Annotated in this window: 27 protein-coding genes; 10 read left to right on the top strand and 17 right to left on the bottom strand. The window is 67.3% G+C overall.

The window, feature by feature from the left end; all coding sequences use genetic code 11:
- Positions 1 to 26: 26 nt before the first annotated feature.
- Complete coding sequence (locus N4R40_RS01235; RefSeq protein ID WP_261605549.1) at positions 27 to 1,298, bottom strand: DUF445 domain-containing protein; 1,272 nt, start codon at positions 1,296 to 1,298, stop codon at positions 27 to 29.
- Between the two features lie 65 nt (positions 1,299 to 1,363).
- Here N4R40_RS01235 and N4R40_RS01230 point away from each other — a divergent pair, with 65 nt between their 5' ends.
- Entirely contained in the window at positions 1,364 to 1,636 is a 273-nt protein-coding gene (locus N4R40_RS01230) for a metal-sensitive transcriptional regulator (RefSeq protein ID WP_261605548.1), read from the top strand.
- 3 nt (positions 1,637 to 1,639) lie between these two features.
- Here N4R40_RS01230 and N4R40_RS01225 read toward each other — a convergent pair whose 3' ends face one another.
- Positions 1,640 to 2,800, bottom strand: coding sequence for an acyl-CoA dehydrogenase family protein (locus N4R40_RS01225; protein ID WP_261605547.1), 1,161 nt, complete (start codon positions 2,798 to 2,800; stop codon positions 1,640 to 1,642).
- Between the two features lie 46 nt (positions 2,801 to 2,846).
- On the opposite strand from N4R40_RS01225, the gene N4R40_RS01220 reads away from it, so the two are divergent.
- Complete coding sequence (locus N4R40_RS01220; RefSeq protein ID WP_261605546.1) at positions 2,847 to 3,251, top strand: pilus assembly protein CpaE; 405 nt, start codon at positions 2,847 to 2,849, stop codon at positions 3,249 to 3,251.
- A 6-nt stretch (positions 3,252 to 3,257) separates the two neighbouring features.
- Here the strand turns inward: N4R40_RS01220 and N4R40_RS01215 are convergent, their stop codons facing one another.
- On the bottom strand, positions 3,258 to 4,013 hold the full coding sequence (locus tag N4R40_RS01215) for an alpha/beta fold hydrolase (RefSeq protein ID WP_261605545.1): 756 nt from the start codon (positions 4,011 to 4,013) through the stop codon (positions 3,258 to 3,260).
- Positions 4,014 to 4,037: 24 nt separating this feature from the next.
- Positions 4,038 to 5,261, bottom strand: coding sequence for an MFS transporter (locus N4R40_RS01210; RefSeq protein WP_261605544.1), 1,224 nt, complete (start codon positions 5,259 to 5,261; stop codon positions 4,038 to 4,040).
- Between the two features lie 379 nt (positions 5,262 to 5,640).
- On the opposite strand from N4R40_RS01210, the gene nrdH reads away from it, so the two are divergent.
- From nrdH to nrdF, 4 genes are read left to right on the top strand one after another with little or no spacing between them, the layout of a single operon-like run.
- Positions 5,641 to 5,874, top strand: coding sequence for a glutaredoxin-like protein NrdH (gene nrdH, locus N4R40_RS01205; RefSeq protein WP_261605543.1), 234 nt, complete (start codon positions 5,641 to 5,643; stop codon positions 5,872 to 5,874).
- A gap of 46 nt (positions 5,875 to 5,920) precedes the next feature.
- Entirely contained in the window at positions 5,921 to 6,352 is a 432-nt protein-coding gene (gene nrdI / locus N4R40_RS01200) for a class Ib ribonucleoside-diphosphate reductase assembly flavoprotein NrdI (RefSeq protein ID WP_261605542.1), read from the top strand.
- Positions 6,334 to 8,490 (top strand): class 1b ribonucleoside-diphosphate reductase subunit alpha, encoded by a 2,157-nt coding sequence (nrdE, locus tag N4R40_RS01195; RefSeq protein WP_261605541.1) that lies wholly within the window; start codon positions 6,334 to 6,336, stop codon positions 8,488 to 8,490. Before nrdI ends, nrdE begins: the two co-directional genes overlap by 19 nt.
- 37 nt (positions 8,491 to 8,527) lie before the next feature.
- The gene (nrdF, locus tag N4R40_RS01190; RefSeq protein WP_261605540.1) at positions 8,528 to 9,505 is read left to right on the top strand and encodes a class 1b ribonucleoside-diphosphate reductase subunit beta; all 978 of its coding nucleotides are present in this window, start codon (positions 8,528 to 8,530) and stop codon (positions 9,503 to 9,505) included.
- 17 nt (positions 9,506 to 9,522) lie between these two features.
- Here nrdF and N4R40_RS01185 read toward each other — a convergent pair whose 3' ends face one another.
- The 4 genes from N4R40_RS01185 to N4R40_RS01170 are packed head-to-tail and all read right to left on the bottom strand — an operon-like array spanning position 9,523 to position 13,236.
- Complete coding sequence (locus tag N4R40_RS01185) at positions 9,523 to 10,212, bottom strand: response regulator transcription factor (protein WP_261605539.1); 690 nt, start codon at positions 10,210 to 10,212, stop codon at positions 9,523 to 9,525.
- On the bottom strand, positions 10,212 to 11,468 hold the full coding sequence (locus N4R40_RS01180) for a sensor histidine kinase (RefSeq protein ID WP_261605538.1): 1,257 nt from the start codon (positions 11,466 to 11,468) through the stop codon (positions 10,212 to 10,214). The genes N4R40_RS01185 and N4R40_RS01180 overlap by 1 nt, the downstream gene beginning before the upstream one ends.
- Entirely contained in the window at positions 11,465 to 12,307 is an 843-nt protein-coding gene (locus N4R40_RS01175) for a hypothetical protein (protein WP_261605537.1), read from the bottom strand. The genes N4R40_RS01180 and N4R40_RS01175 overlap by 4 nt, the downstream gene beginning before the upstream one ends.
- Positions 12,307 to 13,236 (bottom strand): ABC transporter ATP-binding protein, encoded by a 930-nt coding sequence (locus N4R40_RS01170; RefSeq protein ID WP_261605633.1) that lies wholly within the window; start codon positions 13,234 to 13,236, stop codon positions 12,307 to 12,309. The genes N4R40_RS01175 and N4R40_RS01170 overlap by 1 nt, the downstream gene beginning before the upstream one ends.
- Positions 13,237 to 13,816: 580 nt before the next feature.
- Here N4R40_RS01170 and N4R40_RS01165 point away from each other — a divergent pair.
- Together N4R40_RS01165 and N4R40_RS01160 are read left to right on the top strand one after the other, a co-directional pair.
- Positions 13,817 to 14,242: a MarR family winged helix-turn-helix transcriptional regulator gene (locus tag N4R40_RS01165; RefSeq protein WP_261605536.1), complete on the top strand. Its 426-nt coding sequence runs from the start codon at positions 13,817 to 13,819 to the stop codon at positions 14,240 to 14,242.
- A 20-nt stretch (positions 14,243 to 14,262) separates the two neighbouring features.
- Positions 14,263 to 14,718, top strand: a complete 456-nt coding sequence (locus N4R40_RS01160) for a DUF3817 domain-containing protein (RefSeq protein WP_261605535.1) — start codon at positions 14,263 to 14,265, stop codon at positions 14,716 to 14,718.
- 439 nt (positions 14,719 to 15,157) lie between these two features.
- Here the strand turns inward: N4R40_RS01160 and N4R40_RS01155 are convergent, their stop codons facing one another.
- On the bottom strand, positions 15,158 to 16,276 hold the full coding sequence (locus N4R40_RS01155; protein ID WP_261605534.1) for a class I SAM-dependent methyltransferase: 1,119 nt from the start codon (positions 16,274 to 16,276) through the stop codon (positions 15,158 to 15,160).
- Positions 16,273 to 17,583, bottom strand: a complete 1,311-nt coding sequence (locus N4R40_RS01150; RefSeq protein WP_261605533.1) for a DUF4921 family protein — start codon at positions 17,581 to 17,583, stop codon at positions 16,273 to 16,275. Before N4R40_RS01150 ends, N4R40_RS01155 begins: the two co-directional genes overlap by 4 nt.
- Before the next feature lie 35 nt (positions 17,584 to 17,618).
- On the opposite strand from N4R40_RS01150, the gene N4R40_RS01145 reads away from it, so the two are divergent.
- Complete coding sequence (locus N4R40_RS01145) at positions 17,619 to 17,999, top strand: DoxX family protein (RefSeq protein ID WP_261605532.1); 381 nt, start codon at positions 17,619 to 17,621, stop codon at positions 17,997 to 17,999.
- 8 nt (positions 18,000 to 18,007) lie between these two features.
- On the opposite strand, the gene N4R40_RS01140 is transcribed toward N4R40_RS01145, so the two are convergent.
- The 3 genes from N4R40_RS01140 to N4R40_RS01130 form a co-directional block, all read right to left on the bottom strand.
- Entirely contained in the window at positions 18,008 to 19,384 is a 1,377-nt protein-coding gene (locus N4R40_RS01140) for an MFS transporter (protein ID WP_261605531.1), read from the bottom strand.
- Between the two features lie 124 nt (positions 19,385 to 19,508).
- On the bottom strand, positions 19,509 to 20,399 hold the full coding sequence (locus N4R40_RS01135; RefSeq protein ID WP_261605530.1) for an NYN domain-containing protein: 891 nt from the start codon (positions 20,397 to 20,399) through the stop codon (positions 19,509 to 19,511).
- Between the two features lies 1 nt (position 20,400).
- Positions 20,401 to 21,384: a Gfo/Idh/MocA family protein gene (locus N4R40_RS01130; RefSeq protein ID WP_261605529.1), complete on the bottom strand. Its 984-nt coding sequence runs from the start codon at positions 21,382 to 21,384 to the stop codon at positions 20,401 to 20,403.
- A 159-nt stretch (positions 21,385 to 21,543) separates the two neighbouring features.
- Here N4R40_RS01130 and N4R40_RS01125 point away from each other — a divergent pair, with 159 nt between their 5' ends.
- Positions 21,544 to 22,896, top strand: a complete 1,353-nt coding sequence (locus N4R40_RS01125; RefSeq protein ID WP_261605528.1) for a M20/M25/M40 family metallo-hydrolase — start codon at positions 21,544 to 21,546, stop codon at positions 22,894 to 22,896.
- Between the two features lie 163 nt (positions 22,897 to 23,059).
- Here N4R40_RS01125 and N4R40_RS01120 read toward each other — a convergent pair whose 3' ends face one another.
- Genes N4R40_RS01120 through N4R40_RS01105 form a run of 4 tightly spaced genes read right to left on the bottom strand, consistent with a single transcriptional unit; the run spans position 23,060 to position 26,508 of the window.
- Entirely contained in the window at positions 23,060 to 23,824 is a 765-nt protein-coding gene (locus N4R40_RS01120) for a siderophore-interacting protein (RefSeq protein WP_261605527.1), read from the bottom strand.
- An 11-nt stretch (positions 23,825 to 23,835) separates the two neighbouring features.
- On the bottom strand, positions 23,836 to 24,588 hold the full coding sequence (locus tag N4R40_RS01115; protein WP_261605526.1) for an iron ABC transporter ATP-binding protein: 753 nt from the start codon (positions 24,586 to 24,588) through the stop codon (positions 23,836 to 23,838).
- A 1-nt stretch (position 24,589) separates the two neighbouring features.
- The gene (locus tag N4R40_RS01110; protein WP_261605525.1) at positions 24,590 to 25,561 is read right to left on the bottom strand and encodes an iron chelate uptake ABC transporter family permease subunit; all 972 of its coding nucleotides are present in this window, start codon (positions 25,559 to 25,561) and stop codon (positions 24,590 to 24,592) included.
- Positions 25,558 to 26,508, bottom strand: coding sequence for an iron chelate uptake ABC transporter family permease subunit (locus tag N4R40_RS01105; RefSeq protein ID WP_261605524.1), 951 nt, complete (start codon positions 26,506 to 26,508; stop codon positions 25,558 to 25,560). Before N4R40_RS01105 ends, N4R40_RS01110 begins: the two co-directional genes overlap by 4 nt.
- Between the last annotated feature and the right edge of the window lie 32 nt (positions 26,509 to 26,540).

Here is a 26,540-nt window from a genome sequence, read left to right as displayed (position 1 = left end):
TCCTCAGGCTACTCGCGCCGAGCGCGTCAGCCCAGTAGTGCGTGGGAGATCGAGAAGATCGCGAGGCCGGCGAGAGCACCGACGATCGTGCCGTTCAAGCGGATGTACTGGAGGTCACGTCCGACCATCAGCTCGATCTTCTCGGTGGTCTCGGCGGGATCCCACTTCTCGACCGTGTCGGTGATGATCGACGCGATGTCGTGGCGGTAGCGGTCGACGAGGAAGACGGCGGCATCGGCGACACGGTCATCGACACGGCGCTGGAGGGCGGTGTCGGTCGACAGGCGCGAACCCACTTCGCCGAGTGCGGCGGTGACCCGGCGGCGCAGGGCGCTGTCCGGATCGTCGAGGGAGCGCAGGAGTCCCGCCTTCGCCGTGTTCCAGGCTTCGGCGGCGAGCGCCTGCACACGCGGGCTGTCGAACACGGCGATCTTCGCGTCTTCCAGGCGCGCGATCGTCGCCGGATCGTGCTGCAGGTTGCCGGCGAGACGGGTGAGATACGCGTCGATCGCGATCCGCGCGGGGTGGTGCGGGTCAGCCTGAACGGCGGCGGCGAACTTCACGGCTTCGTTGTACACCGTGTCATCGACGAGTCGCATCGCGACCGAGGGCACCCACGAGGGCAGGCGCCGCGAGACCAGGCCGCTGAACGAGTCGCGGTTGGCGGTCAGCCACGTCGAGATCGAGTCGATTCCGAGGTCGACGGCGCCGCGGTGGGCATCCGCGTCGACGACGCGCCCCAGCCATCCACCCAGCGCCTCGGCCCACGAGGGACTCAGCAGATGCTCGCGAGCGAGATCGGCGATGAGGTCCTGCACTTCGTCGTCGCTGAGAGCCGTGAGGACTCCCGAGGCCATTGCCGACGCCTCGCGTGCGACCGTTTCCGCGTGCGCGGGATCGCGCAGCCACTCGCCGGCCTTCGCCGCGATCCCGGTCGATTCGAGCTTCGCGCGGACGACCGATCCCTCGAGGAAGTTGGTCTCGACGAATTCACCCAGGCTCCGGCCGATCTCGTCCTTGCGCCGCGGGATGATCGCGGTGTGCGGGATCGGAATGCCGAGCGGATGCCGGAAGAGCGCCGTCACGGCGAACCAGTCCGCGAGTGCACCGACCATGCCGCCTTCCGCGGCAGCGCGGACATACGACATCCAGGGGTACTGCTCCTGCAGCACGAAGGCGATCACGAACACGACCGCCATGAGGATCAGCGCACCGAGCGCGACGCCCTTCATGACGCGGAGGGCTCGGCGACGCTCCTGATCGGCGGGGCTGAGGAGCTCAGTCGGGGTGCGGGCCATCAGGCTATGGTGTCACGCGCACCGCCGAGGAGCGCCAGGCGCTACCGGCGCGTATTCTGGCGGGCGTGATCGACGACATCAAGAAGCGCGCCCTGCACCGCACCAGCATCCTCGAGGGACAGGTGCGCGGACTTGCGAAGATGATCGAGAACGAGGATTACTGCATGGACATCATCGCCCAGTCTCGGGCGATCCAGAAAGCGCTCGCGTCGCTCGACAAGCTACTGATCGAGAATCACCTGCGCACGCACGTGGCGCACATGTTCGCCGAAGGCGGCGAGGACCGAGAGCGAGCGGTCGCGGAGCTGCTCAAGGCCTACGATCTCGAGACCCGCTGAGGGTCAGCTGCGGACGGGGCCGAGCCACGCCGAGGCGACCGTGGCGTGGGCCGACTCGGGGTCGGACGGGTGGAACATCCCGGCCAACACGTCGCGGTACAGGCGGCTGAGCTCGGAGCGGGTGAAATAAGACGATCCGCCGGCGACCAGCATCGCCTCGTCGACGATCTGCTTGGCCGCCACGACCGCGCGATGCTTGAGTCCGGAGAGTCTCGCGAACCAGAGGGCGCCGTGATCGGCCTGGTCGTCGATGTCGCGCGCGAGCGCGTCGATCTGGGGGAGGAGGCCGTCGTAGGCGAGGGCCATCTCGGCGATGCGCCAGCGGATGTCGGGGTCGTCGCTGTAGGGCTTGCCGGTCTTCTTCGAGGTGCGGTGCATCGCGGTCTCGACCGCGAGATCGAGCGCGCGGCGCGCGATACCGGTGTAGACCGACGCCAGCAGGACCTCGAAGACGCTGAAGATGCCGAAGACGATCGGATCGGGGTTCGGCCCCGGAGCGACCCGGCGGACGACCCGGTCCGCCGGGGCCACGGCCCCGCGCAGTTCGGTCGTGCGTGACTGGGTCCCCCGCATCCCGAGCGTGTCCCAGTCGTCGCGGGTGTGGACGGCATCCGTCCGCGGCACGAACGCGTAGATCAGCTGCGGCGCGTCGGGATCCGTGGTGTCCAGGCCGTGGAGCCCCAGCTGCGTCCAGACGGGACCGAGCGACGTGAAGATCTTCGTCCCTGTGAACGAGTAACCGCCGTCTTCGTGCGGCACGGCTGTCGTGTCGCTGCCGAAGAGCACCAGGTCGTTGCCGGCCTCGCTGATCCCGAACGCGAACACCTCACCGCCGACAGCACCCTCCTGCACGAACCGCAGATCGTCGATCCCGCGGTCGGCGAGAACCTGGGCGACACCCGTCCACACGAGGTGCATGTTGATCGCCAGAGCGGTGGCCGGGGCCGCGGATGCCAGGCGCTGCTGCAGGATGGCGGCCTCGGCGAGCCCCAGACCCGCGCCGCCGAACGCCGTGGGGACGAGGATCGCGAGATACCCGGCATCCCGGAGCTCGGCGAGGTCTTCCTCCGGGAACCGGTTCTCGGCGTCGACGGCCGCCGCGCGAGAACGGATGCGTTCGAGAAGGTCGTCGGGAAGCACGAGGGTCGGGTCGAATGAGCTCACGATCCCATCCTGCCCCTGTCGGGGCAGGACGGGGCAGGATGGAGGGATGATCTCCACCGACTTGGCCGTCGCCCTGCGCGACGCGGGTCTCGTGTGGCGGCCGACCTCCGGGGATCGGTTTCAGCTGGACGAGCCGGAGTTCGAGGCCGATGTCTTCACCGTGAGTGAGATGACGATCGAGCCGCGTCAGTACCCGACCGGCGCGATCCTCGCCTTCAACGGTACGACCGAGTGGGCGCTGGATTCCGTTGCGCAGGGAGATGCGCTCTGGTTGCCGCGCGAAGACCAACTGCGTGAGTTGCTGCGCGGCGCGTTCCGGCTGCTCGAGCGCACGGACGATTCGCACCGCGTCGAGATCGAGTTCGCGGGGGAGCGGTCGACGTTCGAGCATCCCCAACCGGAGGATGCGTATGCGCTCGCGCTGCTGCACGTGCTCCGTCGGATCGCCTGAGTCCCCTCAGCGCAGCGCCGCGTGCAGGTGCGCGAGAGTGTCCTCCGGCTTGTCGCGGTGCGGCGAATGCCCGGCGCCGGCGACGACCGACATCGTCACGACCGGGTTCTGTCGCACGTCGTCTGCCACCGCCCCGGTGAAGATCGAGTACACGGTCGGGTCGCTCGCGATGATGTGGGTGGGCACGGTGAGCCTCGCCGCCGCCGCCCGCACGTCCCACGGCGTGTTCTGGATGCTGGTCTGCTCGACGGCCCAGCGGCTCGCCTGCCGGGCGGACAGCGCCTTGAGCTCGATGTCGTGCGGGTGCCACTCGGGATGTTCCGCGCGCACGGCGTCTTCTGTCGGATCGGCGAAGGCGCGCGCCTGGCTTCGCCGTACGACCTGACGGTCGCGGTCGCTGAGATGGAGACCCGGGTCGATCAGGACGAGGCGGCGCGTCCACGCGGGCACGTCCGCGCTGGCGAGCGTCGCGGCGGCACCGCCCAGCGAGTGCCCGATGACGAGATCCCACGGTTCGCCGTCCGGCGCGCCGGTGTGGACGACATCGGCGGCGTACGCGGCGATCGAGTAGTCGAGCGCGCGCGGCGCGAGCCCGTGACCGCGGAGATCGACCGCCTGCGCCAGCCAGCCGGCATCCGCCAACGCGACGCCGTAGCGCCACATGAGCGCGCCATTCGAGCCGAGACCGTGGATCAGCAGTGCATGCCGCGTGGCGCGCGGAGATCCCCAGGAGAGCGTCGGGAGCATAACGGGTGCAGGCATGAATCCAGCGTACGAGCCGCGCGGTCAGGTTATGACGTCGACCGGGGCGGTGTCCGGGATCGGGCTCACATCGCGCCCGCGCAGATCGGGGAAGCCTCGGACGAACACGGCAGAGACGATCACACCGACGATCGCGAATGCGGCCGCCGCCCAGTACGCTCCGGCGGGACCGACGCCGTCGATCAAGAAGCCGGCGATCGCCGAGCCGAGTGCCGCACCGATGAGCTGCCCGGTGCCGATCCAGCCGTAGGCCTCGGCGGTGTCGCTGAATCTGACGCTGGCCGAGGTCATCGCGAACATCATCGCGAGTGCCGGTGCGATCCCGACTCCGGCCACCAGAAGCGATGCCGAGACCCACCACGCGGTCGTCGAGGTGATGTCGACGACGGCGAAGACGGTCAGCACCAGTCCGAGGGTGACCGCGCCGAATCGGCGGGCCATCGACCAGGGACTGATCGGAACGTGCCCGAACGCGAGGCCACCCGCGAGACTGCCGATCGCGAAGACCGCGAGGACGAGGCCCGCCTCCAACCCGCCGTGGCCGAACGTGGCCACGACGCCGGCCTCGACGGCAGCGCACGCGCCGATCAGGAGGAAGCCGGTGACGGTCGCCAGCAGCACGACAGGGCTGCGCAGGACCTTGCCGAATGCGCGGCGACTGCGCGGGATCCGCACGCGCCCGACCTCGGGGGAGAGGATGAACCACGCGCCGCCGCCGAGAAGGATCGCGACGATCAACAGCAGTCCCGGGACGGTGCCGACCTGCGTCGCGACGACCGTGATGACGACCGGCGCGAGGATCCAGATGATCTCCTGCAGACTCGCGTCGAGCGAGAAGAGCGGTGTCAACTGGCGGGAGTTCACAAGCTTCGGATAGATCGTGCGGACGGCCGATTGCACCGGCGGCGTCGACAGACCCGCCAGCAAGCCGAAGACCATGTATCCGGTGATCTCCATCGGCACGAGCGCGAGCACGAGAATCGCGGCTGCGCAGACGGCGGTCGTCAGGGTCAGCACGCGGCGGATTCCCCAGATGCCCATCCAGCGGCTCGTGACCGGACCGCTGGTCGCCTGTCCGATCGAGGCGGCCGCCAGGACGAGGCCGGCCGCGCCGTAGGAACCGGTCACCTGCTCGACGTGCAGCAGGATCGCCAAGCTCGTCATGCCGTTGGGAAACCGTGCCGTCAGCTGTGCCGCAATGATGCGCGCCACGCCCGGCGCGCGCAACAATTCCCGGTATCCCGCCACCCCTCCACGCTACCGCTCACGCGCCTGCGTCCGACACACCGACGACACGCCGAGACGAGTTTCCACAGGGGAAGTGATGTCGGTGGCCCGGCGTAGCGTCCGGTCTGTGGATGGATGCCGGGGCCGCGCGCGAAATGCGCGTGATTCAGGGTTTTTCCGACGCGACGAAAAGAGGCGTTCCTGTGGATGAAACGGTGGACAACATGTGTTGTACCTGTTGAGAGCGGTGCAAAACTACACGGATGTAACTACTAGCCCTTGTGGTGCTATCCAATGTCCGTACCCATATGTAGTATTGGAGTCCCGGTGGAGGTCTGCCGGACACCGGCACCTCACGGGCACCACCCACGGGACGATTTCAGGGGAGAAAACAGAGAACATGGCGATCACGGTTTACACGAAGCCTTCATGCGTGCAGTGCAATGCGACCTACCGCGCACTCGACTCGAAGGGCATCGAGTACGACATCCTCGACCTGTCGGAAGACCCGGCGGCGCTCGAGCACGTCAAGTCGCTCGGTTACCTGCAGGCTCCCGTGGTCGTCACCGACGAGGATCACTGGTCGGGCTTCCGTCCCGACAAGATCGACGAGCTCGCCAGCCGCCTCGCCTGACGTCCCGTCTGGCGACGCTCGATTCACCGAAGGCAGGAGTGCGGACATGCTGACAGCCACACGCGCTCCACTGCTCGTCTACTTTTCGAGTATCTCGGGCAACACGGCGCGCTTCGTCGAGAAGCTGGGGCTCCCCGCCGTCCGCATTCCGCTACTTCCGTCTGACCCTGCCGCCGTGGTCGATGAGCCCTACGTGCTCATCACTCCCACCTACGGCGGCGGACAGGGACGTGGCGAGGAGAAGGGCGCCGTTCCCAAGCAAGTCATCCGCTTCCTCAACGACGAGGGAAACCGGACGAACCTCCGCGGAGTGATCTCCGCGGGCAACACCAATTTCGGCGCGGCTTTCTGCCTCGCCGGCGACATCATCAGTCGCAAGTGCTCCGTGCCGCACTTGTATCGACTAGAACTTTTCGGCACGCCAGAGGACGTCACCCGCGTGGGTGACGGATTGGAACGATGGTGGAAGCTGCAGTGACCGAGACGATCTTCAAGAACGACGCGCGATTCGAGGGCCTCGACTACCACGCCCTCAACGCGATGCTGAATCTGTACGGCGAGGACGGGAAGATCCAGTTCGACGCCGACAAGCGCGCCGCGCGGGAGTACTTCCTCCAGCACGTCAACCAGAACACGGTGTTCTTCCACTCGCTCAAGGAGCGCCTGGACTACCTCGTGGAGAAGGAGTACTACGAGGGCGCCGTGCTCGAGAAGTACTCCCTCGACTTCATTCAGAAGCTCAACGACTTCGCCTACGGCAAGAAGTTCCGCTTCGAGACATTCCTCGGCGCGTTCAAGTACTACACGAGCTACACGCTGAAGACCTTCGACGGCAAGCGCTACCTCGAGCGCTTCGAAGACCGCGTCGTCATGACCGCTCTCGGCCTCGCAGACGGCGACGAAAAGCTCGCGCACGACCTCGTCGAGGAGATCCTGTCGGGCCGCTTCCAGCCCGCGACACCCACGTTCCTGAACTCCGGCAAGGCCCAGCGTGGCGAGCTCGTCTCGTGCTTCCTGCTGCGCATCGAAGACAACATGGAGTCGATCTCGCGCGGCATCAACTCGTCTCTGCAGCTGAGTAAGCGCGGCGGCGGCGTGGCGCTGCTGCTGTCGAACATCCGCGAAGCCGGCGCACCGATCAAGCAGATCGAGAACCAGTCCTCGGGCATCATCCCCGTCATGAAGCTGCTCGAAGACAGCTTCAGCTACGCCAACCAGCTGGGTGCGCGTCAGGGCGCCGGCGCGGTCTACCTGTCGGCTCACCACCCCGACATCATGAAGTTCCTCGACACGAAGCGTGAGAACGCCGACGAGAAGATCCGCATCAAGACGCTGTCACTCGGTGTCGTCGTCCCCGACATCACGTTCGAGCTCGCGAAGAACGGTGAGGACATGTACCTGTTCTCCCCGTACGACGTGGAGAAGGTCTACGGCGTGCCGTTCGGCGACATCTCGGTCACCGAGAAGTACCGCGAGATGGTCGATGACTCGCGCATCAAGAAGACCAAGATCAACGCGCGCGAGTTCTTCCAGACGATCGCCGAGATCCAGTTCGAGTCCGGCTATCCGTACATCCTGTTCGAAGACACGGTGAACAAGGCGAACCCGATCAAGGGCCGCATCAACATGTCGAACCTCTGCAGCGAGATCCTGCAGGTGAACACGCCGACGACCTACAACGAGGACCTCTCGTACAAGGAAATCGGCAAGGACATCTCGTGCAACCTCGGTTCGATGAACATCGCTCTGTCGATGGATGCCGATGACCTGGGTCAGACCGTCGAAACGGCGATTCGTGCGCTCAGCGCCGTCAGCGAGCAGAGCCACATCGCGTCGGTCCGATCGATCGAGGACGGCAACGACCGTTCGCACGCGATCGGTCTGGGGCAGATGAACCTGCACGGGTACCTTGCTCGCGAGCACGTCTACTACGGCTCCGAAGAGGGCATCGACTTCACGAACATCTACTTCTACACGGTGCTCTTCCACGCCCTGCGCGCGTCGAACAACCTCGCCATCGAGAAGGGTGAGGCCTTCGACGGGTTCGAAGACTCGACGTACGCGAGCGGTGCGTTCTTCGACAAGTACATCGACCGCGCGTGGGTTCCGGAGACCGAGAAGGTCAAAGAACTGTTCGCCGGAAAGCACATCCCGACGCAGGACGACTGGACGGCTCTGAAGGCATCCATCCAGCAGCACGGTATCTACAACCAGAACCTGCAGGCGGTACCGCCGACCGGGTCGATCTCGTACATCAACAACTCGACGAGCTCGATCCACCCGATCGCCTCGAAGATCGAGATCCGCAAGGAAGGCAAGCTCGGCCGCGTCTACTACCCGGCCGCGTTCATGACGAACGACAACCTGGACTACTACCAGGACGCGTATGAGATCGGCTACGAGAAGGTCATCGACACGTACGCCGCGGCGACGCAGCACGTCGACCAGGGCCTGTCGCTGACGCTGTTCTTCAAGGACACCGCCACGACGCGCGACATCAACAAGGCGCAGATCTACGCATGGCGCAAGGGCATCAAGACGATCTACTACATCCGTCTGCGGCAGATGGCGCTCGAGGGCACGGACATGTCCGAGTGCGTCTCGTGCATGCTGTGACCCGTCTCGAGATCAACGACCGGAATCTGGAACTGACATGACCCCCGAACCGCTCAAGCTGCTCAGCAGCGTGCAGGCCATCAACTGGAACCGCATCGAGGACGACAAGGACCTCGAGGTCTGGAACCGTCTGGTGAACAACTTCTGGCTGCCCGAGAAGGTGCCGCTCAGCAACGACATCCAGTCGTGGAACACCCTGACGCCCGACGAGCAGCTGCTCACGATGCGCGTGTTCACCGGGCTCACGCTCCTCGACACGATCCAGGGCACGGTGGGCGCCGTGTCGCTCATCCCGGACGCGATCACGCCGCACGAGGAGGCCGTCTACACGAACATCGCGTTCATGGAGTCGGTGCACGCCAAGAGCTACTCCTCGATCTTCTCGACCCTCGCGTCGACGAAGGAGATCGACGAAGCGTTCCGCTGGTCGGTGGAGAACCCGAACCTTCAGAAGAAGGCTCAGATCGTCATGGACTATTACCGCGGCGATGATCCGCTCAAGCGCAAGGTCGCCTCGACCCTGCTCGAGAGCTTCCTGTTCTACTCGGGTTTCTATCTGCCGATGCACTGGTCGTCGCGCGCGAAGCTGACGAACACGGCAGACCTGATCCGCCTCATCATTCGCGATGAGGCCGTGCACGGGTATTACATCGGGTACAAGTTCCAGAAGGGCCTCGAGAAGGTCACGCAGGCCGAGCGCGACGAGCTCAAGGACTACACGTTCTCGCTGCTGTACGAGCTCTACGACAACGAGGTGCAGTACACGCAAGACCTGTACGACGGGGTCGGTCTCACCGAGGACGTCAAGAAGTTCCTGCACTACAACGCGAACAAGGCGCTGATGAACCTCGGCTACGAGGCGATGTTCCCGGCGACGGTGACGAACGTGAACCCGGCGATTCTGTCGGCTCTCTCGCCCAACGCGGACGAGAACCACGACTTCTTCTCCGGCTCCGGCTCCAGCTATGTCATCGGCAAGGCCGAAGCCACCGAAGACGACGACTGGGACTTCTGAGAACCCCGGGAGCGCACCTAGCTGCCGGCGCTCACGATCCCGAGTTCGTATGCCAGGATCACCGCTTGGACACGATTGGGTAAGTGGAGTTTCACGAGGATGCGTCCGAAGTGGGCCTTGACAGTGGATTCGCTGAGATGGAGCGTCTCCGCGATCTCGGCGTTCGTCAGGCCTCGACCGACATGCAGGAAGACGTCTCGCTCACGGTCGGTCAGTTCTGAGAGCGCGTCCTGCTGAGCCCGCTGGTTGCCGGGGGTCAGCTGAGGGAGCGCGAGTTCGATGAGCTTGGACGTGAGGCGAGGAGAGATCACGGCGTCGCCGGTGGCGATGGTACGGATCGCCGCGACGAGTTCGGCCGGTCTCGTGTTCTTCAGGAGGAACCCGGCGGCTCCGGCCTGGAGCGCACCGAACGCGAACTCGTCGAGGTCGTACGTGGTCAGAACCAGCACCCGTGCGCGGGGGAGCCGGGTGCAGAGTTCCCGGGTCGCGTCGATACCATCCATGCGAGGCATCCGCACGTCCATGAGGATGACATCGGGAGAAAGAACCGTGGCAGCGTCGATAGCGGCCGCACCGTCGGATGCCTCGCCCACGACGTGGATGTCGCTCTCGGCTTCGAGCACGAGCCGCAGCCCGTAGCGGACGAGTTCTTGATCGTCGGCGATCAGCACGCGGATACGGGGCTGCGGTGTGTCGTCTGCGGTCATCAGGGCTCCATCTGAAGGTGCACGAAAAGCCGCCAGCCGCCGCCCGGCCGAGGACCCGCCTCCACGTGACCATCGTAGAACGCGGCTCGCTCCCGGATGCCGACGAGCCCTCTGCCGGGATCGGTGACGGGCGGCACGGGGTCGGATCGATCCTCCACCAGGATTGATATCTCCGTGTCGGTGAACGAGAGTGTCACGAGCACGTCGCGCACGTCGCGCGCGTGACGCAAGATGTTCGTCAGCGCCTCCTGCACGATGCGGTAGACGGTGAGGCCGACGACGGCGTCCGCGGCGAGTGTTCCGGTCTGCTGGAGACGAATCGGGAGCCCTGCCAGTCGCGACTCCTCGATCAATGCGGGTAGTCGCTCGATGCGGGGTTGTCCGGAGGGGTGGCGGAGTGCATGATCGTCGTTTCGCACCGCGTGGAGCAGACGCCGCATCTCGGTAAGCGTCTGCCGCCCGGTATCGGCGACTCGTCCGATCGCTCGCCGAGATTCCTCGGGACGGGACGCGGCGGACGCGTATGCCCCATCCGCGACGGCGATCATCACAGCGAGGCTGTGAGCGATCACATCGTGCATCTCCCGCGAGATTCTCTCTCGTTCCATCGACGCTGCGATATGCGCCTCCTGATCCCGCTCGCGACGCATCTGCTCCGCGCGTTCGATGAGCCCGCGCAGTTCGCTCCGTCGATGCCCGACATTGAGTCCCAGCAGCGTGCAGATCAGCGCGACAACGACCATGAACAGCGTGATGCTGAGCCAGTCCACCGGCCATGCTTCGCCATCCGCGCGAGACGCGAGACCCCAGAGCGGTGGGCCGATTCGAATGCGGAACGCCAGGATCAGTGCGGACACGACGCACGACACGAAGGCAAGAGCAAACGCGGCCCACGCGCGACGGGCCGGCGCGCGCACTCCGGTGCGGTACAGCGCGGCGCACAACACCACGGCTTCGGCGCCGGACCCACCGGCAAAGGATGCCGGCAAGAGAGCCAGCACGGCGATGAACGCCGCAACCGGATACCGTCGCGCCGACACGATGGCCGAGACTCCCGCAACGAACAACAGCAGCAGCGTCCAGACCGGTGTCGCCAGCGGCGACTCGAGGGAGAGATACCCGAGGACCAGCGAGACCGGCACATAGACGGCAAGAACACCGAGAGTCGAGCGCGGCAAACGTGATTCTCCCGCGGGGTCGCTGTCGGGCGCCGCCGTGGTGGCGACGCCCGACAGCGACAGTGGCTTCATCTTCATACGTCTCTCGTTCGTAGCGCGATCGCACCGGCGGTGAGTGCGGCCACTGCCCAGATGGAGGCGATCAACCAGCCCGCGCCGACGCTGATGTGGCCGCTCCAGAGGTCGAGGAACACAGAGCCATCCGCGCTTGCCCTGCTCATCGCATCGCCCGCGTTCCCCAACTGAACAATACGGAGAACTCGTGAGGTCAAGCCGAAAGGAAGCAGAGAAGCGGCAACGGGGAGCAGCAGTGTGGCCAGAAAAACGATGATGGATCCCGCCGTCGTCGATCGCACGAGTGCTCCCACCCCCACGCCGAACACCGCGCAGAGTCCGAGATACATCGAGGAGCTCACGAGCGCCAGGACGACCCCTGGTGCGGTCAGCGGCGCGGCGAGCCCGAACTGTGCATACATCGGGGTGGTGATCGCCCACGCACTGAACAGGGTGATGGCAGCAGCGGCCGTCGTTGCCGCGAAGGCGACGATTGCCTTCGCGCGGAGAACGCGCAACCGGTCGGGCACGGCGATGAAGGTCGGCTGGACGCCGCCCGACGAATACTCGGAGCCGATCACCGTCACTCCGATGACACCGGCGATGATCTGTCCGATGACGACTGTCGGAACCGTGACATCAGCCATCATGCGTTCGATCGAGAAGACCGACGGCGCCCCGGACGATTCCAGTGTCACGCCGAGGAACACGCTGCCACCTACCCCGATCAGGAAGATTCCGATCAGCGCCATGACGGGAGACGGCAAGCTGAAGAGCTTGATCCACTCGGAACGCAGGACGTAGCTGAACGGCGGGCGGCGCGTGCGGGCGTCCGCCCGCCCCCGGTGCCCAGTGAGGGCCATCACTTTCCTCCTCCGATCGATCCCCGCGCTGTCGCACGATATTCCGTATCCTCTGCCGTGAGCGCGAGATAGGCATCCTCGAGAGAGCCCTCGACGGTCGTGATCTCGTAGAGGACGATCCCGGCGGCGGCCGCGGCGCGCGCAACGCTCTCCGCGTCAAGGTTGGCGACCTCCAACGAGTTGTCCGCTCCCGTCGTCACCGTCACATCCGGTCCCGCGACGGCGTGCATCAGCCGTTCCACTTCTCGGGTGCGCACGCGCACCACCGAGCGGGTCGCGGACGTGATCACCTCGTGTAGGGGACCGTCTGCCAGAATCGCCCCCCTCCCGATGACAAGAAGATGATCAGCCGTCTGCGTCATCTCGCTCATCAGATGCGAGGACAGCAGCACGGTTCTGCCCTCCGCGGCGAGTTGGCGCAGGAAGCCGCGGATCCACAGGATCCCATCCGGGTCGAGTCCGTTGACCGGCTCGTCGAGGATGATCGTCTGCGGATCTCCCAGCAACGCCGCAGCGATGCCGAGCCGCTGGTTCATGCCGAGCGAGAAACCGCCCACCCGCTGATCGGCCACGGCATCCAGGCCCGCCAGGTCGATGACCTCGCGCACACGTGCGGCGCCGATTCCGTGGGTTGCCGCGATCGCCAGCAGATGCTTATAGGCCGTTCGGCGCTTGTGCGCTGAGCGGGCGTCGAGCAGAACGCCGACCTCGCGCAGAGGCGCCGGTAGATCCACATACGGACGACCATTGACCTCCGCCATACCCGCGGTCGGGCGGTCTAAGCCCACGATCATTCGCATCGTCGTCGACTTTCCCGCGCCATTCGGCCCCAGGAAGCCCGTCACTTTGCCGGGCTCGACGGTGAAGGAGATCCCGTCGACCGCAACTTTCGCGCCGTAGTGTTTCGTCAGAGAGTGAACTCGGATCATCACATGCCTTTCATTCACCGACAACGCTACGAACCACGACGCATCGGCACATCGGGCTGCAGTATCGAGAAAAGCGATGAGGCAGTACCAGGGTCCACACCCGCGTTGTCCGGATGTGCGAGAGTCGAGAGCCTTGCCCGCGGGACGTGCGCTCGCGCGATGCGCGTGCCGGCCGATTACCCGTGGGTCGGCGCAGGAGTCATCGCCGTCGACGCGGGGGGTCGTCGTCCCGAGCACACCGCACCCGGGCCAACGGACCTGTCGCCGGGCGACCCGCGGCAGCGTGGGCCTCGCCTGCCGGTCGCGATCGAGGACATCGACGGACCGGTCGCGAGGGTCGTCGGAGGCGTCAGAATTCCCCGACGCTACGGGGTGTCACGTCGTGCGACGCGGGTCAGTCGTACCCGAGGACTACGCAGACAGCGGTGTCGGTCGACGGTTCGAGCGTGCGCGGGGGTTGGTCTTCGTCCACGTTCCCACGCTAGGGCTGTTCATCTGCACGACGAGCCGCGGCTCGCCGTGACAATTCGCACGGCCGAGCCTGCGGCGCCGGGGCCGCTCTGCTTCTAGACTCTGTGACGTGGCAGAGAATCCCGCATCCGTCGATGCCCCCCGCTTCAGCCCGGTGATCGCGCTGCTCGCGGTGTCGGCGATGTGGGAGGGCCAGCTCTCCGTTGTGCTGAAAGACCTCGGTATCTCCACCCGCAAGTTCGCGCTCCTCGGGCACATCTACGCCGAACCGGGGATCTCCTTCTCGGAGCTCGCGCGCCGTTCGCACATCACGGTGCAGTCGGCGCACACCGCAGTACGCACGCTCGTGGACGACGGCCTGGTCGAGGATGCGACGTCCCACGCCGGCGCGGCGAGTGACCTGAATGTCACGCCTCGGGGGGTGCAGGTTCTGCGCACGGCCAAGGACCGCCTCGCGCAGCTCGACGGGGCACTGTCCGAGCGCTTGCCGAAAGTTGCGCAGTCGCTCGACGGCATCCGTGCAGGGATCGTCTGACCTTCACGTAGGCTGAAGGCATGATCCGCACTCCGCACGCTCTCTTCCGCGCGCTCGCGATCGCCGAAGCGGTGTCGTGGACACTGCTGATCACCGGGCTCATCCTGCGCGCGACGCTCGGGTGGAGCATCGCCGTGACGATCGGTGGCGGCATCCACGGGTTCGTCTTCCTGTCGTACGCGGCGACGGCGATCCTCGTCGCTCTCAACAATCGGCGGCGGTTGGCTCCGACGCTTCTCGCCCTCGTGGCCGCCATCGTCCCCTACGCCACGATCCCGGTGGAGCTGTGGTTGCAGCGTCGGGGGTTGCTCGCGGGGGAGTGGCTGACGGTCGTCGCGCCCGTCGACACCCGCTGGTACGACGGGGTGTTGGCGTGGTTCCTTCGCCGTCCGTGGGTGCTCGCGCTCCTGATCGCGGGGGCCGTGGCGGCGCTCTTCGTCATCCTGCTGCTGATCGGCCCTCCCGGCGGAAAGTAAGGCGTGATGACCGGCCCGGGACGACGATGCGGAACCCGCGACGCGTCGACCCCACGTGTGCCGCGCCGGCGACGAGGAGCTCGGCAGCCAGTGCGAGGCGCGCGACGAGGCCTCGACACCGATACGAAGCGGCTCGTGCGCCTGTTCCTGCAGCCCGCGCTCGTCGCCTGGGCGCTCTGGGCGACCGCGCGCGACTGACTGGTCGCCCCCGCCGCTCTGGCTCACGGGTCCTATCCGGCTTTCGCCGGCCCGCGATGGTCGTTCCTGGCATCCGCCCCGCCGCTTTTGCCCGTCTCACCGGTCCGTATTCAGTCTGCGCGGAATGGTGACGCCGGCGAATCCCCGCAATTCCGCGGCTGGCATCCGTGCCGGTGGCGCGCAGACTGAATACGGCACCGATCGGCGGCGACACGTGTGGGGACGGGAAGGGGTGGCGTGGTCAGCGCTTTGTCGACACCGTGACCGTGAACTTCGTGTCGCGTGCGACCTGACGGGTGGGTCCGACCAGACGCTCGAGTGCCGGGCGGAAGCCCAGTGGCGAGTTCCAGACGGCCCAGAGTTCGCCGCCGGGTCGCAGCACGCGCCCGGCGTCGGCGAACAGGCGCGGGGCCACCTGATCGGTGACCGCGCCGCCGGAGTGGAACGGCGGGTTCAGCGCGATGAAGGAGGCGCTTGCGCTGGCACGCTGTTGCAGGGCATCGTCCCGCACCACCTCGATGCGGTCCGCGACCCCGTTGGCCGCCGCGGTCGCGCGGGCCGAGGCGACGGCGATCGATGACTGGTCGGTCGCGTACACCGACGCATCCGGATGCTGCACCGCGAGCCGCGCCGCGACGATGCCCGTGCCGCAGGCCAGGTCGATCCACGGGTCATCCACCGTGCCCCCGGCGGGACGATCCGGCAAGTGCGTCAGCAGCATCCGCGTGCCGATGTCCAGGCGCGTGCCCGCGAAAGCGCCGCCGAACGCCCGCACGGCGAGGCCGTCGACCTCGCCTGCCGCGGGTTCGGGAGCGGGGCCTCGGCGCGGACCCTGCGCGATGAGGACACGCGACTTCTGGCGTGCATGCGTGACATCGAGCGTGTCGAAGAACGACCGCAAGACATCGTTCATCGTGAGGGACATGTGCTTGAGGCGGCCACCCGCGAAGACGACGACGTTGTCCGGGGCGTAAGCGGCGAGGACGGCGGCGATGTCGCGGAGTTCATCGAGCGAGCGGGGGAGTCGCAGTAACACCACACGAGCGCCCTGCACGAGCTCCGCGCCGAGGGGCATCGACTGCACGCGGTCCGCGAGCTGCAGCTCTTCGGCATTCGCGGCCAGCGCCCGTTCGCCGGTGAGCGAATCCTGGTGCACCCGGATGCCCGTTGCTCCGTCGAACGCGGCGGCGAGGCCGAGAGCGCCGTAGCTGTCGCCGATCACGACGAGTTCGCCGGGCCCGAGCTCCGCGCGCAGCATCGCCGATTCGTCGAGCAAGAGTCGATCGGCCGCATCGAAGGCGACGAGCCCGGGCGCTTCGACATCGGGGCGTCGGCGGAGCGCATCAAAGGGGAAAGTCATGAGGGGTCTCCGGCATCGGTATCGGCATAGTGCAGGCGCGCGTCAGCGGGGGTGCATTCGTCGCCGATGCGGATGCCGGGGGCGATCGCGCCGGCCGCTCGCAGCTCGAACAACGCGTCCACCGTGCGGCGACGCAGCTCCCACGGATCGATCGTGTTGACGTAGATCTTCGTGCCGCCCTCGAAGCCGGCAGGCGTGGAAATCCGCCATTTCAGGACGACGCGCCACGGCATGGGCCACGGCGCGCCGGGGGGACGGTAATGCCACTCTTCGTTCGTGGGCACGTGCACGCCGGTCGCGGCGTGGAGGGCGTGTACGAGGTCGGAGACGGCACGGATGCCGGCATCCGAGTGGTCTTGCGGCAGGTTCGCCGTCGACGTCGAGAACACCTCGAGGGCCGGATAGCGGTGACCGACGCCGGCGAAGGCGACCGCGCCGTCGGTCGACGCCACGACGAGGCTTTCGGCGACCGCGAGATCGGCGATCTCGTGTTGGTAGAGCTGGCGATCGGCCGACAGCAGCCGGAGCTCGTGATCGACCTGAGGTCCGTGGTCGTCGATCGCGACGAGCTGCTTGTGCAGGTGCTCGAACGAGGCGCCCGCGGGGCGGAGCCAGTTCTGGAAGACGGTGACATAGGCCGCGTTGGGCTGGGCCGCCTGGATTTCGGCGAGCGAGCGCACGGTGAACTCGATGTAGGCCGCGTGTTCGTCCGGTGTGAGCGTGCCGGCCGACGCGAGCTGATCGTCGGTGCTCGCGCCGTCGACGACGTGGCGTCGCGCGACGATGACATCGTGCGACCCACCGAGGAGATCGAGCGCGGCTTCCTCGAGCGACGCCTGCGGAAGGCCGCTCGAGTCCGCCCGGATCGCCGCGAGCGTCTCGATGTGCGCGCGGCCCTCGGGGGTCGAAAGGTACTCCTGCGCCCATTCGAAGAGCGCCGCGGGCTGACGGAATCCGTGGTTCTCGCGCCAGTACTCGGCTGAGACGATCTCGAACAGGTTGCCGAAGCGGCGGAACTCCGCGACCGTGTCGTGCAGGTTCGCGGCGGGCACGTGTCGGTGCAGGACGAAGTCACTCCCGACGAGCCGCGCTTTTTCCGGTGTCGTCTCGAGCGCACGGTCTTCGCAGAACGCGCAGAGGCGACCGTGGTCGCCGGGTTCGAGCGCACGGACCTCGTCGCGTGGAGGGGCGATCGGCCGATGCGCGCGGCCGGGGACCGTCCAGACACGGGTGCCGGTCAGCGGTCCGATCTGCTTGACCGTTCCGTCCGGAAGCCGTCGGATCGCCGGTCGTGCCCCATCGCTCACCCCCTCAGCCTACCCAGTGCGGGCATACTGGCCATATGCGGACTCTGGCGCGATGGATGTTGGCGGGGGGCATGGTCTTCGCGGGCCTGTCCCATCTGTTCTGGGCGCGGAAGGAATTCCAGGCACAGGTGCCGGATCTCATCACCGAAGTCCTGCCGATCGACAAGGACGGGGTCGTGGTGGCTTCGGGTGCCGTGGAGATGATGTTGGGCGCCGCCCTCGTCGTGCTCCCGAAGGAGCGTCGGCGGGTCGGGCTGATCCTTGCGGGCTTCTTCCTCGCGATCTTCCCGGGAAACATCGCCCAGGCGATGGACAAGCGCCCCGCGTTCGGTCTCGACAACGACACGGCGAGGTGGGCGCGACTGGCCTTCCAGCCACTGCTCGTGGCCTGGGCGCTCTGGTCCACACGCGACTGATCGTGCGCTCAGCGCCCCACAGGAACCTTCACCGTGCCGGTCTCGGCGGCGAGGCGCTCGCGGTCGACCCGGTCGATGTCGTGCAACGAGATCCCCTTGGTCTCGCGGAGTGAGATCACAGCGACCAACGTGATGGCGGCGGCGGCGGCGAGATAGAACGCGATGCCGACCCAGGAGCCTGTCGCCGACAGGATCGCGGTCGCGATGATCGGCGCGAGTGAGCCCGCGAAGATCGAGGTGACCTGGTAGCCGAGCGAGACACCCGAGTAGCGCATGCGTGTCGGGAACATCTCCGACATGATCGCCGGCTGCGGCGCGTACATGAAGGAGTGGATCACGAGGCCCAGGCAGATTGCCAGGATGATCGTCACCGGATCTTTCGTGTCGAACATCGGGAAGGCCACGAATCCCCAGCCGGCGGCAGCGACGGCGCCGATCGCGTAGACCGGCTTGCGGCCGATGCGGTCGGCGAGGCCACCGACGAGCGGGATCACGATCATGTGCACGACGTGTGCGATCGCGATCATGCCGAGGATCGCCGAGGTGTCCATCTCGAGCGCGAGCTTGAGGTAGGTGATCGAGAAGGTCACCACGAGGTAGTACATGATGTTTTCCGCGAACCGGAGACCCATCGCGGTGATGACGCCGCGCGGGTAGCGCCGGAGGACCTCGAAGACGCCGTAGCGGACGTGTTCTTCCTGGGCGACTTCCTTCTGCGACTCGAGGAAGATCGGGGCATCGGTGATCTTCGTGCGGATGTAGTAGCCGACCGCGACGATCACGACGGAGAGCCAGAAGGCGATGCGCCAGCCCCAGCTGAGGAAGTCATCCTGAGACAGTGCCCGACTGAGGATCAGGAGGACAACCGTGGCGATCAGGTTTCCGATCGGCACGGCGGCCTGAGGGAACGACGACCAGAAGCCGCGGCTCTTGTTAGGCGAGTGCTCGGCGACGAGCAGCACGCCACCGCCCCATTCGCCGCCGACGGCGAAGCCCTGCGCGAAGCGGAGCAGCACGAGGAGGATCGGCGCGAGGTAGCCGACCTGCTGGAACGTGGGCAGGCATCCCATCAGGAACGTCGCGACGCCGACCAGGACGATCGCGACCTGCAGGAGCTTCTTGCGCCCGTACTTGTCGCCGAAGTGACCGAAGACGATGCCACCGAGGGGGCGTGCGACGAAGCCGACGGCATAGGTCACGAACGCGGCGATGATGCCGGCGTAGGGGTCATCGGATGGGGGGAACATGATCGGGCCGAAGACGAGCGTCGCGGCCGTGGCATAGAGGAAGAACTCATACCATTCGACGACGGTGCCGGCCATGGATGCGGTGACGACGCGACGAAGGCTGGAGACCTTCTCGTCGGATGCGGGCGCTGTTGCCATGCGCTGATACCTCCTTGTAGAGCGCGGGACGGCACCGGGGAGTGCCGATCAGCGACGCTACCTGAAATGTGATTCAGGTACAAGGTTCAGATGCGCACACTGCGTGTGCGCGGGCGCTCAGGGATCAGGCGACAGGCGTTTCCGTGGGATGCAGGCGGACGCGGACGATGTTCGTCGTCTCGTCCATGTCGGCGACCGTGGGATAGGCCTTCACGAAGTCGGAGAACGAGCGGTGCCCGAGCGCCTTCTCGCTGAAGGACGGATCCATCCGCTTGAGCAGGTTCTTCACCGCGGACAGGTGCAGCCACTCGTCGTCGGTGCGCACCTGCTCGAGCTTGAGCGCCCGGCTCAGCAGCTCGGATGCGGGGTCTTCCGCGGGCTTGCGTCGGCGTGACGAGGAGGAGGCCCCGGCATCCGCCTTCTTCTGCGCAGCCTGCGTCGCGGGAGGTGGCACGACGCCGGGAAGGGAGTCGTAGGCGTCGAACTGATCACACGCCGCGGCGAGCGACTTCGCGGTGGACCCGGCCACGCCGACACCGACGACGATCCGACCGAGCCGCTTGCAGCGCTGCGCGAGCGGGACGTAGTCGCTGTCACCGGCGACGATCACGACGTGCGTGAGGTCCGGGAGGCGGAACATGTCCTCGACCGTGTCGACGGCGAGGCGGATGTCGGCGCCGTTCTTCGCGTACGCGGCGGCGGGGAAGAGCTGGACCAGATCGACGGCGCGCGCGACGAGCTGCGACCGGTAGAACGCGTTGACCGGCGACGACCAGTCGGCATAGGCGCGGGTCAGCACAAGAGTGCCGAACGATGCCGCGTAATCGATGATCGCGCCGACGTCGATCGTCGCGTCCTTGAGTCGCTGGGCGATCGTGGGCTCATCGGGGTCGGCGATGATCTTCTGCCGGTCGCCGGCGTAGGCGTTGCGCCCATGCACCCGGTCGTACCAGCTCATGACGATGTTGTCGAAGTCGAGATACACCGCGACACGGGGATTCTGCGGATCGGGCATGTCATCGCTCCTGGGGGTAGGCCACGCCCAGCTGGGCGCGGATCGAGTCGAGCGCGTGCATGATCGCGACGGATTCGCCGAACGCCAGCAGGTCGCTGTCGGTGCGGCCCGCGGCGATGATCTCCTCGGCGGCGAGGGCTTGGAACTGCATGCCACGACCGGGAACGTCGGAGACGTACTCCTCGAGGAGCGTGCCATCGGTCGCGGTCACACGGAAGGACGTCGGTGTGTACCAGACCGCGTCGATGTCGATGCGCGCGCGGGTTCCCACGATGTGGGCGATATTGGGGCCCGCGGCGCGGGACGATGTGATGAGCGATGACACCCCGCCGGCCGTGTGGGTGCTGGAGATGACGGCCTCGGTGTCAGCGCCGGTCTCGGCGAGACGTCCGACCGCGCGGATCTCCTCCATCGGGCCGAGGATGTCCCAGGCGAACGACACGGGATAGATGCCGAGATCGAGCAGCGCGCCGCCGCCGAGCTCCAGAGCGTTGAGTCGGTGCGCCGGGTCGGTCGGCAGGCTCTGGGTGTGATCGGCGATCACGGCGCGCACGTCTCCCAGGGCGCCGTCGGCGACGAGCTCACGGATGCGGATCATGTGCGGCAGGTACCGCGTCCACATCGCTTCCATCGCCAGCAGGCCCTTCGAGCGCGCGAGATCCTGGATTTCGGCGGCTTCACCGGCATCCAACGTCACGGGCTTCTCGATCAGGACGTGCTTGCCCGCCTCGAGGGCGAGGAGCGCGTGGTCCCGATGGTGGCTGTGCGGCGAGGCGACATAGACGATGTCGACCTCGGGATCGGCGACCAGGTCCTCGTAGGAGCCGTGAGCGCGCGGGATCTGGAACTCGGCCGCGAAGGCTTCGGCGGCATCAGGGCGGCGGGAGCCGACGGCAACCAGGTCAAGGTCTGCCGTGCGCAGATCCTTCGCGAAAGCGTGGGCGATGCCGCCCGGAGCGAGGATTCCCCAGCGCAGTCCAGTCATGCCTCGAGCCTATCGGCGTGCGGCTCGCCGACGGTGCGTACCGAATACAGGATTCTTCCGCCCGAGACCGGCAGAGTCGGGCGAAATCAGGGCTTTCGGGGCGAGCGATCCTGCATACGGTACGCGGCCGGAAGAGCGCGGGGTGCGTAGGCTCGGACGGTGACCGAACACAGTGATCTCCCCGCCGACGTCGCGCTGGAGCGCTTCCGCGAGCTGCTGCGCATCCCGACCGTGTCGCATGCCGATCAAGCCGACATCGACTGGGCGCCGTTCGATGAGTTCCTTGCCGCGCTCGTGCGGCTGTATCCGCGCACCCACGCGGTACTGGGTCGCGAGGTCATCGCCGGGCACTCCCTGCTCTACCACTGGAGCGGGGCGACCTCAGCCGACCCGCTCGTGCTGATGGCGCATCTGGATGTCGTTCCGGTCGCCCCGGAGGAGTGGACGCATCCACCGTTCGCCGCCGAGATCATTGGGACGGGGGAGGATGCCGAGATCCGCGCGCGCGGCGCGATCGATGACAAAGGGTCACTCGTCGCGATCCTGGAAGCCGTCGAACACCTCGTCGAGAGTGGCCATGCGCCCGCCCGGGACGTCTATCTCTCGTTCGGGCACAACGAGGAGACGGCCGGTGATGGCGCGCAAGAGATCGTCCGCGTGTTGCAGTCCCGAGGTGTCCGGCCCGGGCTCGTTCTCGACGAAGGCGGCGCGGTCGTCGACGGCGTGGTACCCGGCGTCACGGTTCCCACCGCGATGGTCGGCGTGGCCGAGCGCGGCGTCATGACGGTGCACCTCACGGCGCGGGAAGCGGGCGGCCACGCGTCGACGCCGCCGGTGATGCCGGCGACCGTCCGCCTCGCGCGGGCGATCGACCGGGTGCACCGGCGGCCGTTCCCCACCCGAATCGCGCCGCCCGTGCGGGCCCTCTTCGCGACGCTTGCGCCCCATACCCACGGGCCGCTGCGCTGGGTGTTCGCTCACCTGGCTGTGACCGGGCCTCTGTTGGCAGCCGTCTTCCCGCGGCTCGGCCCCGAGATGAACGCACTCGTGCGCACCACCGCTGTCGCGACCGAGCTCTCCGGTGCGCCGGCGGAGAACGTCTTGGCGACGACCGCACGGGCCTCGATCAACATCCGCCTGCTCACCGGGGACACTGTCGCGTCGGCGGAGCGGCATGTGCGTCGCGCCGTCGCTGACCCGAGCATCGAGGTCGATGTGCGGCACGGCTCGGATCCGTCGCCGGTCTCGCCGTGGCAGGGTGAACCCTGGCGCCGCATCGCGACCGCGGTCGCTTCCGCGCTGGGTGAGGACATCGTCACGACGCCGTACATTCAGCTCGGCGCGAGTGACAGTCGCTGGTTCACCTCCCTCAGCGCTCACGTCTACCGGTTCACCCCGTTCCATCTCACGCGCGCGGAACGCGACGCGCTCCACTCGCACAACGAGCGCATCCGCGTCGACGTGTGGCTGCGCGGAATCGGGTTCTACCGCGACCTCATCCGCGCGAGTTGACCGCGAGCGCAAGGATCGCCGCCTGAGCGGGGCCATCGGGCCGACTCGGCATGCCGATCTCCGCAGAATGTTGCGATCTCCGCAGCCGGAAGCGCGTGCGCGTGCGGAGAAGGCGACATTCTGCGGAGTTCGTTCGGGTGGATGCGGGAGACAGGGGGGCGGGTCAGTGCGGGGCGTGGTATTCGGTGTCGCCGCGCTTCCAGTAGCCCTTCACGATCACCTGGTCCGGCGCCAACGCCCATCGACCCAGGAGCAGTGCGCGGCCGGGCTTCACGATGGCCTGCTCGGCGGCGATGAAACCCAGCACCGCGCCGTCCGGCCGGTCGACGGCCGTCAGCGCATCCAGGTGCGCGGCGAGCGCCGAACCCGGCGCGGCGGAACCGCGCTGGACGAAGGAGACGTCGATGCCCGCGGGCGTCTCGAGCGGCACCGGGTGCACGCCCTCGAGGATCACCCGACCGGATGCCGCGGCATCCATCTGCGCGACGAACCTGCGGATCGCCGGGATCGCCGTCTCGTCTCCCGCGAGCAGCCAGGCGTCGGGGCGACCGACGAGGACCTTCGAACCGCGCGGTCCGCCGATCGCCGCCGTCGATCCGATCGGGGCGCTCGCCGCCCACGGGGCCGCGATGCCGTCGTCGCCGTGGATCGCGAACTCGAGGTCGAGCCACCCCGCGTCCGCATCCCACGCGAGCGGCGTGTACTCGCGGCTCGGCGCAGCGCGCAGGTCGTCGATCGAGGCGTCGGCGGCTCCCGCGAAGAAGACCCGGATGTGATCATCGGCGCCGAGCGAGGTGAAGCCGATGAGCTCATCGCCCTCGACGCGCACCCGCACATAGGTGGGCGTGATCCAGGTGCGTGCCGCGGTGCGCACGCGACGGAAGCGGAGATCGAGTCCGCGCGGCTCAAGCCTGAAGGTGGTGGTCATGTCACTCCGATTCATTCCCACAGCACGACGAGGCGCTCGCCGAGCTTCTCGACGCGTGCCGGGGTGTCGTAGAGGGCGCTCAGGTGCGGCGCGGTGATGACCTCGTCGACCGGGCCGTGGTGCACGACGCGGCCGCTGCGCATCGCGATGATGTCGTCGGCGAACTGTGCGGCGACGTTGATGTCGTGGAGCACGACGACGATCGTCATGTCGCGCTCGGCGCACTCGCGCCGCAGCAGCCTCATGAGACTCACGGCGTGCCGCGGATCGAGGTTGTTGAGCGGCTCGTCGAGCAGCAGGTGATCGGTGTCCTGAGCGATCGCCATCGCCACGAACGCACGCTGGCGCTGCCCGCCGGAGAGCTCGTCGAGGAAGCGGCGGCGCACGGCGCCCAGGTCGAGCAGCGCGATCGCCCGCTCGATGCGGGAGCGGTCTTGCGGCGTGCGCCCCGACCCGCCGTGCGGGAAGCGCCCGTACGCGACGAGGTCTTCGACGCTGAGCCGGATCGCCAGGTGGTTGTCCTGGCGGAGGATCGCCAGGCGGCGCGCGACCTCGCGCGATCCGGCGGTGTGCACATCCACACCGTCGACCGTGATCGTGCCCTCGGTCGTCTGGATGAGCCGTCCGATCGCTGAGAGCAGCGTCGATTTGCCGGCGCCGTTCGGGCCGATGATCGCCGTGAGGCCACGCCCGATCTCGACCGTGACGTCGTCGACAGCGACGAGCCCGCCGTGTCTTTTTGAGACCGCATCGGTACGGATCATGTCAGCGGGCCTTTCCGGTGAGGACGAGGATGATGAAGAACAGCCCGCCGGCGAACTCGATCACGACGGGCAACTCGGTCGAGAAGCCCAGCACGCGGTCGAGGATCAGCTGACCGCCCACGAGCGCGACGGCGCCGATGGCGATCGCGGCGGGGATGCTCCGCAGGTGGCGGTGCCCGACGGCGCCGTACGCGAGGTTCGCGACGATGAGCCCGAAGAACGTGACCGGCCCGACGAGAGCCGTGGATGCCGCCACCAGCGCCGCGACCACGACCACGACGTGCATGACGGTGCGCCGATGCTCCACGCCGAGTGAGATCGCCGTCGTCTCCCCGAGCGACAAGACGTCCAGTGCGCGCCGGAGCGGCCAGAGCGAGGCGATCGCAAGAGCCACCAGCAGTCCGGTGGGAAGGAGGAGCTCCCGGTCGATCGAGGTGAAGCTCGCGAACGCCAGGTTCTGCACGATCGCGAAAGTGTCGGGGTCGAGCAGGCGCTGGAGGAACGAGGTGACGGAGCGGAAGAGGACTCCCAGCACGAGACCGGCCAGGACGATGACGTGCAGGTCGAGTCGGCGTCGGAGGAACAGCCACCAGTACAGCAACACGATCGACCCCGCCATCAGGACGAGTTCGACCGTCCACGACGCGAGCGGCGGGGCGGAGACCAAGAGCGCGGGACCGATCGCGAACGCGACGACCACCTGGATGGCGAGGAAGACGGCGTCGAAGCCCATGATCCCGGGCGTGAGGATGCGGTTGGCCGTGATCGTCTGGAACAGCACGGTCGACACTCCGACGGCTGCGGCCGCGATCACCATGCCCGCGATCGTGCGGGTGCGGATGTCGAGCGCGTACTCCCAGCGGGTCGGCAGATCGGTGAACAGATACAGCACGATCGCCAGGACCGCCAGCGCGGTCAGCGCGGCCAGCCTCAGGGCGGGGGAGCGGAGAGCTGCTCGCGTCGTGGCGGTCATCGGACGCTCCCCGCCACGGGACGGCGCCCGCGTGCCGGCCGCGCCGCATCCGACGGCTGCGCGGTGCCGAGGAGCATCCAGAGGAAGACGATGCCCCCGAGAACGCCCATGACGATCGAGATCGGCAACTCGAACGGAAAGCGCACGAGACGCCCGACGATGTCGCAGAGGAGTACCAGTGACGCGCCGAGCAGCGCGACGATCGGCACGGATCGCCGCATGTTGTCGCCCACCCAGCGGCTGACGATGTTCGGCGCGATGAGCCCGAGAAAGGGGATCGCGCCGGTGACGACGACCATGACGCCGGTGACGATCCCGATGATGCCGACGCCGAGCGCCATGACGCCGCGCGTGTTGAGGCCGAGTCCGCGTGCGGTGTCCTCGCCCAAACCCGCGACGGTGAACCGGTCGGCGGCGATCCAGGCGATGAGGGCGGCTGCGGCGGCAACCCACAGCATTTCGTACCGGCCGCGGATGATCCCCGAGAAGTCGCCGATGCCCCAGCTGAGAAGCTCCTGCAGCATGTCGGCGCGATACGCGATGAACGTCGTGACGGCACCGATGACGCCGGCATAGAGGATGCCGACGATCGGCACGAGGACACTCGAGCGTGACGGGATGCGGCGGACGAGGGCGAGGAACCCGATGACGCCGAGGAGCGCTCCGACCGATGCGATCACCGCCGTGAGCCCCAACGGCAGGCCGGGGGAGAGGAGAAGAAGCAGCAGGAGGGCGAAGCTGGCGGCATCCGTCGCTCCGGTCGTGCTGGGTTCGACGAAGCGGTTGCGGGTGAGCAGCTGCATGATCAGCCCGGTCACGGCGAAGGCGATCCCGGCGAGGATGAGCGCGACGGTGCGCGGAACACGGCTGGCGAAGAGGATGAAGCCGTCGAGATCGGCGACGCCGATGAACAGCGAAACCGTCGCGAGGGCGGCCGTGGAGACCACCCCCGCGACGATCAGCGTCGTGGGGGACAGGC

Origin of the sequence: Microbacterium memoriense, assembly GCF_025398275.1 — a bacterium.
In the GTDB taxonomy this organism is placed as follows: Bacteria; Actinomycetota; Actinomycetes; order Actinomycetales; family Microbacteriaceae; genus Microbacterium; species Microbacterium memoriense.
The sequence above is the reverse complement of the archived record's forward strand: the minus strand, read 5'-3'. Positions and strand labels throughout refer to the sequence as shown.